The following is a 10,226-nucleotide window of genomic DNA, read 5'->3' as shown; positions in this document are numbered from 1 at the left end:
CTGGACCGTGACCATCGATACCGATGCGCCGGTGAAGCCGACCATCGACGCGGCGCTGGACGACGTGGGCAGCGTGCAGGGTAACCTGGCGAACGGCGGCAGCACCGACGACCCGACGCCGACCCTGAGCGGCAAGGCGGAAGCGGGCAGCACCGTGAAGATCTACGATCAGAACGGCCTGCTGGGCGAAGTGACGGCGAAGGCCGACGGCACCTGGAGCTTCTCACCGACGGCGAAACTGCCGGAAGGTGAGCACCGCTTCCACGTGACGGCGACGGACAGGGCGGGTAATACCAGCGCAGCGTCCGACGATTTCGTGCTGAACCTGGACTACACCGCACCAGATGCAAGCAAAGTGAGCATCACTGACGTGGTGGATGACTTTGGTTCTGTGACCGGCTCCGTGACGTCAGGCGGTAAGACTGACGATAACACGCCGCTGATCAAAGGCACCGGCGCGGAAGCGGGCAACACCATCACCGTGTACAACGGCGACAAGGTGATTGGCACCGCCAAAGTACAGGCTGACGGCACCTGGGAGCTTCAGGTCACGAAAGCCCTGCCTGACGGGACTTACAACCTGACGGTGAAAGAGACCGACAGCGTGGGTAACACCACGGCGGCTTCACCGGAATACATTATTCAGATCGATGCAGGCGGTCAGCCGCTGCCACCGACCCTGAGCAGTGTCGAAGATGACGTCGCGCCGCATACCGGTCCATTGCAGAAGGATGCGACAACCAACGACAACACCCTGCTTCTGACCGGTACTGCGGAAGCCAACGTGACGGTTCGCATTTATGGCGGCCCGAACGGTACCACCCTGCTGGGTGAAACCAAGGCCGATGCCCAGGGCAAATGGAGCTTCAACACGCCGAAACTGGCGGACGGCGTTCATACGTTTGTCGCGGAAGCGATTAACGACATTGGTCAGGTAAGCCCGCAGACTGGCGGCTTCCCAATCACGGTTGATACCAGCGCGCCGGGTGAGGTCACAGGCTTTATCGTGAGCGATAACGAAGGTCCGAAGACCGGCGTATTGGCTAATGGCGACACCACTGACGATGCGACGCCGACCATCAGCGGTAAGGCAGAGCCAGGCAGCGTTGTTCACGTCTACGTGAACGGCCAGGAAAACGGTACTGCGGTTGCAGACGCGAACGGTAACTGGACCTACACCACCGGTTCTCTGGCGGATGGAGAATACACCTTCACCGCGCGTGCTGAAGATTCAGCAGGCAACCTGGGAGCTGAAAATGCCGGTGTTACCGTCACGCTTGATACCTCCAGCGTTCCGGTCACCATCGTTCGCGTGATGGACGATAAAGGCAGCGTCACGGGTGAAATGAAGGCGAACGACGTCACTGACGACGCGCGTCCGGAAATTATCGGTAAGGCGAAAGCAGGCAGCACTGTCACCATCATGGATGGCAACGTGGTGTTGGGCAGCGTCAAGGCCGATGCCAGCGGCAACTGGGTATTTACGCCTACCAGCGATCTGGGCGATGGCGTACACAACATTACGGCAACCGCGAAAGATCTGACGGGTAAAGAGGATACCTCCAGCACCTTCAGCTTCGAAATTGACAGTAAAGCACCGAATCGTCCGAGCATTGATTACGCGGAGGATCAGGTGGGTACCGTTAAGGACGACCTGAACAGCAACGATGTCACTGACGATCCGCAGCCGATCCTGCACGGTACGGCTGAAGCGGGCACCACCGTCAATATTTACACCGTTGACGGCACCCTGCTGGGTTCAGTCACCGCGAACAGCAACGGGGCATGGAACTTCAAGCCGGGCAGCAAGTTACCTGAAGGGAAAAACACCTTCTACGTGACGGCCACGGATGAAGCCGGCAACGTCAGCGACAAGTCTGCGGACTTTATTCTGACTACCGACTACACCGCGCCGGATGCGAGCAAAGTGACCATTGATTCCGTCACGGATAACGTGGGTAACGTTCAGGGGATTGTTGCAGATGGCGGCGTTCTGGACGATACACGTCCGGTAATTCGCGGCTCTGGTGCGGAAGTAGGCAACGTTATTACCGTGTACACCACGGATAAAGACGGCAACACCAAAGTACTGGGCACCACCACGGTCGATCAGAACGGCAAATGGGAACTGACGCCATCTGAATCGCTGTACGGTGATTCCATCAACCAACTGACCGTGACGGAAACCGATCGCGTTGGCAACGTGGCGAAACCGGCTGACAGCTATGACGTCATTATGTCCGACACGCCGGATGCGCCAGCGATCCTTAACGTTCTGGACGATACCGGCACAACCGTTATCAACCTGGCCAACAATGCGTTGACCAAAGACGATACGCCAACCCTGAAAGGAACGGCGGACGGTGCTGCGGGCGATACTATCACCATTTACAACGGCAGTCAGGTTGTAGGTAAAACAACGCTGAACAGCGATGGCACCTGGAGCTTCACGCCATCTCCGGCACTGGCTGACGGTAGCTACACCTTTACGGTGACCAATACCAACAGCGCGGGTCAGGAGAGCGATCGCAGCGGTTCGTTTACGGTAACCATTGATTCAACAGCGCCGAATCCGGTTTCCGGACTGCAGGTGTCTGACGATCAGGGTGCCTGGAAAGGTCAGTTGACCGACGGTATGACCACCGACGACAACAAGCCAACCTTCACCGGTAAAGCGGAGCAGGGCAGCACGGTTACTATCTATGATAATGGCCAGGCGATGGGTACCGTCACCGTCACCAACCCAGACGGTAGCTGGCAGTTCACGCCGTCCACGCCGCTGGTTGATGGCGAACACCAGTTCGCGACCCAGGTAACGGATCCGGCAGGTAACGCCAGCGCGATCGTTGACGATATCACCGTTAACGTCTCTACGGGCGCAAGCTATCTGCAGCTGCTACAGGTGGTGGATGATGTCCAGGAAGCGGGTGGTTCTCGCGTGCTTCGCGATGGTGAAGTCACCAACGACAGCCAGGTACAGCTGGTCGGTAAGGCGACGGCGGGCAGTACCATTATCATCACCGACGTGGGTGGCGTTCAGCTGGGCACCGTGAAAGCGGATGCCAACGGTAACTGGGAATTCACGCCGACGAGCAGCCTGAGTGATGGCGCGCACACGCTGCGCATCACCGGGACCGACCCGTCCAATAACCCGCTCACGCCGATCGACTTTGATCTGGTTGTGGATACGGTTGCGCCTGTCGCACCGGCTATCACCGATGTGCTGGACGACGTCAACCCGGTTCAGGGTTCCGTTGCTCACGGCAAGCCGACCAACGACACCACGCCGGAAATCACCGGTACGGCAGAGAAGGGAAGCACGGTGAATGTGTACCATCAGGTGGATGCGACAACCCGCATTCTGCTGGGTACCGCCGTTGCCGATAGCACAACGGGTCAGTGGACGCTACAAATCACTGACGCGAACAAGCTGGCTGAAGGCACCTGGAATCTGGTCGCAACCTCCACGGACGCGGCGGGCAACGTCAGTACGCCGAGCAACACCTGGACAATTGTTGTCGATACCACCGTGTCTGACGCGGTTATCAACATCAGCTCTGTCTCGGAAGACCGTGGCGCTTCAGATACTGACTTCATTACCAGCGATAACACGCTGTTGATTAACGGTGAGCTGAACAAAGCCCTGCAGGCGGACGAGTGGGTTGAGATTAGCCTCGACAACGGTGTGACCTGGACGCGTGCCTCAACGGTAACCGGCACATCCTGGACTGTGGATATGCAGAGCACGCCGCTGAACGATGGTGCTTACACCATTCAGGCGCGCGTGGTGGATAACGCCGGTAACGTCGGCAGCACCGATTCTCAGGCGCTGCAGGTGGCATCGGGCGGCAGTGACATGAACGGTCTGTCTACGACAACCAAAGTGACTACCGATACCAGCCATGGTCTGACGACCGGGGATCACTTCAGCCACGCGGCAACGGCAACCAACGGCGACATGGTCACCCGTGACCGTACGGTGACCATCAGCGGCAACCTGAGCGCGGCGCTGCAGGCGGGCGAACATCTGCAGATCTCTCTGGATAACGGAAAGACCTGGAAAACGCTGGCGCTCAACGGCCAGAGCTGGAGCTATGAACTGCCGGAAGCGACGGCAAGCACCACCCACAGCTTCAAGCTGCAGGTGATTGACGTTGCGGGTAACCCGGGTACGAACACGAACTTTGCCGATAGCTACAACGTGGTTATCGATCTGGATTCTCCGAACGGTATTACCGGGGCGCCGGATGTGCCGCAGCACACCACCACAGGAGATTCGTTCACCTTCTCCAGCGGTCAATACGGTCGTGTTGAAGCGGGGGCGATTATCTCGCTGGTGAGTGACGTCAACAACAACGGGACATATCAGGAAGGTCTGGATCAGGTCATTGGCTTCGTGAAGGCTAACGCTGACGGCTCCTGGAGTCTGAATACGTCGCTGCCTTCTGGCGCACATAACCTGGCCTTTGTGGTCTGGGATGAAGCGGGTAACCGCTCAAGCATGAGCGCCAGCACCAGTACAGGTGTCACCGAAGGTGGCGGCAGTACGCTGATTGAACAAACCTGGGGGGGAACGACCGATGCGGATAGCCGCGGTTTGAACGCCGCTGCGGTGACCATCAGTCAGGACGGTTTGTGGTCATTCTTCCAGAGTGCTCGCGGCACTTCTGGTACAGCAACCGCTAACGCCGGACGTGTCTATGACTCCGTCACGCGTGAAGACTACGATTCAACGTACCTTGCCCAACCGTCAACTGAAAACGGTGCGGGTTACGACGTAGATAGCACGTCATACAGCCGTTATGTTAACTCCGCAGCCTTTGCGGACATTAACCGCGATGGCTATGCCGACGTCATGTCTCAGATCAGTAGCTATAGTAACGCGGGTCGTACCGCCTACTGGCTGCAGAACGCAGACGGTAGTTACTCCGCGAAGGCGCTGGATCAGGGCACCCTGAACCACCTCGGCGGCGTGATTTCCTATGACCGTGAAGGTGATGGCTATCTGGACTTTGTGCTGGGTGACTCCGAAGCAGACTCCATTTCGTTCATCAAAAATACGCAGGGCACGCTGAGTTACGAGGATAATTCCGGCTTCTCTGACGGACATCCTGGCGGGGCACTGCCAACGTCGCTGAGTGTGCTGCACGAAGTAGGGGCTGTGGATATCGATAACAACGGTACCGTAGATATTACGGCACATATCGACTACAACGGCGCTGGCAACCTCGTCGGCAACAACTCCCGCGGTCTGGGTATCTTGTATAACCAGACTACCGGGACGTCGAAGACCAACTTCGGTGAAGTTGGCTACTACGCGAACGTGTTCCGTGACGATGGCCATGAAGACTACGGTAACTTGTCTATCTCCATGACCTATGCGGATTACAACAACGATGGTTGGCTGGATCTGTTCCTGAGCCGTGGTTCGAAGGGGGGCAGTAACAGCGACGAGAGCCGTATCTATCTGAACGATGGTACCGGTAAGCTCAATGCAACGGACAGCCAGGCGCAGTGGTTTGGCGATAACGTTGATGGCGGCACGTCGCTGGCAGTGGACTGGAACCACGACGGTAAGATGGACATCATCGAAGTGCCACGCTCTGGCGTGACTGGCTCGCCAATGTTGTATACCAATACCGGTAGTAACAACTGGGGCGCCAATAAAGTCAGCCTGACAGGTAGCACGACGTTCAACAACATGACGGGTGCCGTCGCACTCGACTATGACTGGGACGGTTCGATGGACCTGGTGCTGTACCGCTCTGGCGCGGATGCTGATGTCGTGGCAAGAGACGACGCGGGACGCACGATGCTGGTGAAAAACACCAATATCGCGGCGGACGGCACGAGCCTGCAGATCCGTATTGTTGACGGCAACGGCATCAATACCTTCTACAGCAACACCGTGAAGTTATACAACTCAGCGGGCGAGCTTGTGGCAACCCAGTTGATTAACCCGCAGTCCTCTGGTTCCAGCAACAGCATGGGTCTGGTGAGCTTCTTCGGGCTGGATCCGAATGAAGTTTACTCCGTGCAGATGCTGCGCATTACCGACGGTGAAGCGGATCACGTTGGCGCAACGAGCAGCATTGGTGGTTACACCAACGGTACGGTAAATGAGAGCTGGGGTGGCCTGACAACAGGTAAAGCCCATGACTCCTACGTACTGACGGCGGAAAGCGGCAATGCGGCAAACAACACCTCTGGCAACAGCGGGATCGTCGGGACGGGCTATAACGACACCTTCTTCGGTTCTGCAGGCAACGACACCTACAACGGTGGCGGCGGCTGGAACCAGATTGTGAGCGGTAAGCCGGTCTGGAGCGAAACTGCCGGTATGGACGTTGTTGACTATAGCCGTTCAACTACTGCGATCAACGCGAACCTGTGGACAGGTACTGCAACCGGTAACGGCACCGATAAACTCCTCAATATCGAGGGTCTCTTAGGTTCCAGCCAGCAGGATACGTTTACGGATAACTCCGCAAATAACCTGTTCGATGGTCGCGGTGGCAATGACGCCTTCTACCTGGTCAACGGCGGTAACGACACGCTGATGTACAACGTGCTGGAAGGAATGACCAACGACAGCACCGGCGGCAACGGGCACGACACTATCCACGGCTTCAAGGTGGGTAATCTGGTGAAAGACAGTGATGCAGACCTGCTCGATATGAGCGAGCTGCTTGACTATAAGGGCTCTATCTCCTTCTTCGAGGACGATGGAAAACTGGAGCTGGATTACTCCTCCCGCGGCGTGCTGGATTACGTCAAGGTGGAAGTTGTCGGAAGCGATACCGTGATCAGTATCGACCGTGACGGTCAGGGCGGACAGCATGGATTTACTCAGGTTGTCACGCTGGCTGATGTTCAAACCGATCTGGTTACGCTGCTGCAGAATAACCAAATAATGATGTAACCCAGTAAAACCCGCCATCTTCGGATGGCGGGATTTCTGCGCATCTCTGTTGTTTTACGATCAATCACTGGGTTAATCGGGAATTTGATAAATGAAAGTAACCCCTCGGAATTTTAAAAAAATTAATCTGGCGTTCTGTGTCGCTGCTGCCTTAAGTGCATTTATGGCTAATCCCGCTTATTCAGCCGAAAAAGTGGAAAAGGCCATCGATTTACCGGTAGTGATTAAACCAGCGCCAAAAAATACGGCACCGCAGCCTTATCGTCCGGTAGCTGGCGTAACGCCTGAACTGGCGCAGGTTGTCGTCTATTATCCGCAGGGCACCGTTCCTGCGACAGTCTATGTGGACCGCGAGCTGCAGTCGGTGCTGTTGCCAGGCCAGTTTACCGTCCTGTGTGCCGCACCCGGTGCACACACGGTGGAATCCTGGTTCAACGACCAGCCGACCTATCAGGGCAAACAAAACCCGCAGCAGCAGCTCAATACCGAAAGTGCTCAAACCTATTTTATTCAGGTGAACCCAGGCACTACGGGAAATACGGCGGCGCTGGAGGAACGCGCGCGCGCGGAATCACTTCTGAAAAATATGCATAAGCAGACCAGGATTATTAATCGAGCCTCGCAGGTCACACCCTGTGATTACGTTAATAATACCGGTATAGTGCTTATTCAGGAGCAGGTACTGTTCCGCTTTGCCGCAAGCAACACGGTGGGCATTTTTGCGGAATCTCGCCAGAAGTTGGATGAGGTAGTGAAATTTATCCGCCAGGCGAATAACGTTCGTGAAATTCAGATTATTGGTTATACCGATGCGATTGGTAGCCGTGAAGCCAACCAGCGTCTCTCTGAAGCGCGTGCGAATACGGTTCGTTCGTTATTGATTGAGAAAGGTATTAAGCCAGAGCTTATTAATAACACAGTTGGACAGGGGGTAGCACAAACCGCTGAAGGTTGTGGAACCAGTGCCACCCAGCAAGCGGCGGGTTGTAACGTTAATAGCCGTCGTGTAGAAATTTTAGTGAAAAGCCACTAATTATGCCTAAAGAAAATACGGATCGCAGCGATGCTTTCCGTATTTTTTTGCAGAAGCGAGGAAGGGTTAACGGCGATTATGCACACTGGGGTTCGAAAGCAAGAGGGCTGGCGCTGCTGTAGTATTTTTTCTTCTCCCTGATAATCTCGTTCTCGATTGACTCCCGGATGATCTCGCCACAGGAATATATTTTTTTCAACGAGTTAAAACCCAGTTGCTTCATAATATTATTGGTATAGGTGTAGGTTGTTTTAGGTTTAATGTTGTGCACGAGGCTAATGTCATCAATGGTGTAACCCGCAATCATCAGCTTCAACACACAAAACTCCATATGCGTCAGTTCGATGTATTTGTTAACTACCTTGCTTTTGCTGGGGTGACGCTGGGCATGCATTTTTTTGATGATCTCATCGTTCGTAAGATTATTTATGTTTACAAGACGATGCCTGAAATGGGAACAAATGCAGGAAAACAGTGTGGGGAAAATATCCGAATGATAGGCGATAATAACTTCTGATATGGTTGCATTATGCGCTTTTTTTCGAAGAGAGATCAGCCAGTGGAAGTAAATGATATTACTGTATATCGAGTCAGGTAAAACTAAATATAGGGTAAAAAAAGAGCCCCTCCTGACCTCTTTAGTCCAGGAAAAAAGATTCTGTTGATTGTCAAAAGAGATGACTTTCTCTTTCCTGAATGTTTCTGAAAGCAAATGATGTAGACCGATATTGCTAAACTGACATCGTGATAAAATAACTTTAGACGTATCCATTGGTATTCCTTTGGTTAACTTGAATGGAAGGAGTCCATCTTCGTAATGTTGCATACCGACAGACAGGTACTACGGTATGAATATATTTATATTTTACACGACATGAATAAACTATTAATTAAGAACACTCCTTCAGTAAATGGGAATTGTTAACCTCGCAGGAATGTAATTTCACGCTGACATTAATGTAAGAAAGCGATGTTTTCAACCAGGAATAATCCACATATCCAGGACAGGCAAAACATGTGATGGTTATAATTTTATAAATAATGGCTTGCTGGATTTCTTCCTTACGGGAAGCATGTCGTTTGGCCGATTAATTAAAGAGAGTGTCGTTGTACAGGGATGACATTGTGAAAAGCATGAAAAAAATCGCGGTTCTGTTTATTTTAAGTTCTACCTTACTTCTTGCCGGCTGCCAGATCGCGCCGGGCAGCCATATCGATACCTCCGGAAAAAAAGTGGTTCATTCGCAGGAGAATAAGCAGAGCGAGCTGGATATTCATGTTTATCCCGTCACACCTGCGCTGATAGCGCAGCTGCGGGAAAACGTGGCTGTTGCCCAGGGCAATGCAGAGCTAAACAAGCGCCTGGAGGCGTATGAATACCGTATTGGTGTTGGCGACATTATTATGGTGACCGTTTGGGAACATCCGGAACTCACCACTCCATCAGGACAGTATCGAAGCGCCAGCGATACGGGAAACTGGGTACATTCAGACGGAACTATTTTTTATCCCTACATCGGGAAAGTTGTCGTGAAGGATAAAACGGTGACGGAAGTCAGAGAGATGATTACCGGGCATCTGGCGAAATATATTGAGTCTCCTCAGGTGGAAGTGGGGATTGCTGCGTTCCGTTCACAGAAGGTCACGGTATCGGGTGAGGTAAACCAGTCTGGCCAGCAGCCTATTACTAACGTGCCGCTGACGATTATTGATGCAGTAAACCAGGCCGGTGGCCTGACGGAAAATGCCGACTGGAGCAATGTGGTATTAACCCAGGGGGGCAAAAAGTCGACAATTTCGCTTCAGGCCCTCATGCAGTATGGCGATTTACAGCAGAATAAATTGCTTTATCCGGGCGATATTCTCTATGTCCCACGCAATGACGATTTAAAAGTGTTTGTCATGGGGGATGTTGTTAAGCAGAGCACCATGAAAATGGATCGCTCAGGCATGACGCTGACGGAAGCGCTGGGAAATGCTGAGGGGATGAATCAGCTAACCAGCGATGCCAGTGGGATATTCGTGATCCGTTCTGAGGCCAAATCAGAAGACGTAAACGAGAAACGTGCGGCGATCTACCAGCTCGACGCGCGAGATGCTACTGCACTGGTACTTGGAACAGAATTTAAGCTCAAGCCTTACGACATTGTCTATGTGACATCCGCACCAGTTGCGCGCTGGAACAGGGTCATTAACCAGCTAATGCCGACCATTACGGGTATCTACAGCCTGACGGAAACGACTCGCTTTGTGAGAAACTGGGGAAATTAA

The 10,226-nt window shown here is 53.6% G+C and carries 4 protein-coding genes; 3 read left to right on the top strand and 1 reads right to left on the bottom strand.

Translation table 11 applies throughout. The features are described from left to right. The first annotated feature begins 7 nt into the window (after window positions 1–7). Together ACOTZD_RS17970 and ACOTZD_RS17965 are read left to right on the top strand one after the other, a co-directional pair. Window positions 8–6,922, top strand: a complete 6,915-nt coding sequence (locus ACOTZD_RS17970; protein WP_421636354.1) for an Ig-like domain-containing protein — start codon at window positions 8–10, stop codon at window positions 6,920–6,922. A gap of 163 nt (window positions 6,923–7,085) precedes the next feature. Beyond that, the gene (locus ACOTZD_RS17965) at window positions 7,086–7,955 is read left to right on the top strand and encodes an OmpA family protein (RefSeq protein ID WP_226860929.1); all 870 of its coding nucleotides are present in this window, start codon (window positions 7,086–7,088) and stop codon (window positions 7,953–7,955) included. 76 nt (window positions 7,956–8,031) lie between these two features. Here ACOTZD_RS17965 and ACOTZD_RS17960 read toward each other — a convergent pair whose 3' ends face one another. Then, window positions 8,032–8,727 carry a helix-turn-helix transcriptional regulator gene (locus tag ACOTZD_RS17960; protein ID WP_023315445.1) on the bottom strand — a complete coding sequence of 232 codons (696 nt, stop codon included), beginning with the start codon at window positions 8,725–8,727 and terminating at the stop codon, window positions 8,032–8,034. A gap of 362 nt (window positions 8,728–9,089) precedes the next feature. Here ACOTZD_RS17960 and ACOTZD_RS17955 point away from each other — a divergent pair, with 362 nt between their 5' ends. Beyond that, window positions 9,090–10,226: a polysaccharide export protein gene (locus ACOTZD_RS17955; protein WP_023315446.1), complete on the top strand. Its 1,137-nt coding sequence runs from the start codon at window positions 9,090–9,092 to the stop codon at window positions 10,224–10,226.

Source organism: Enterobacter cloacae complex sp. SHL022 (assembly GCF_049237785.1).
GTDB lineage: Bacteria > Pseudomonadota > Gammaproteobacteria > Enterobacterales > Enterobacteriaceae > Enterobacter > Enterobacter hormaechei_C.
Note: the sequence above shows the minus strand (reverse complement) of the source record. Positions and strands in the feature narration are given on the sequence as shown.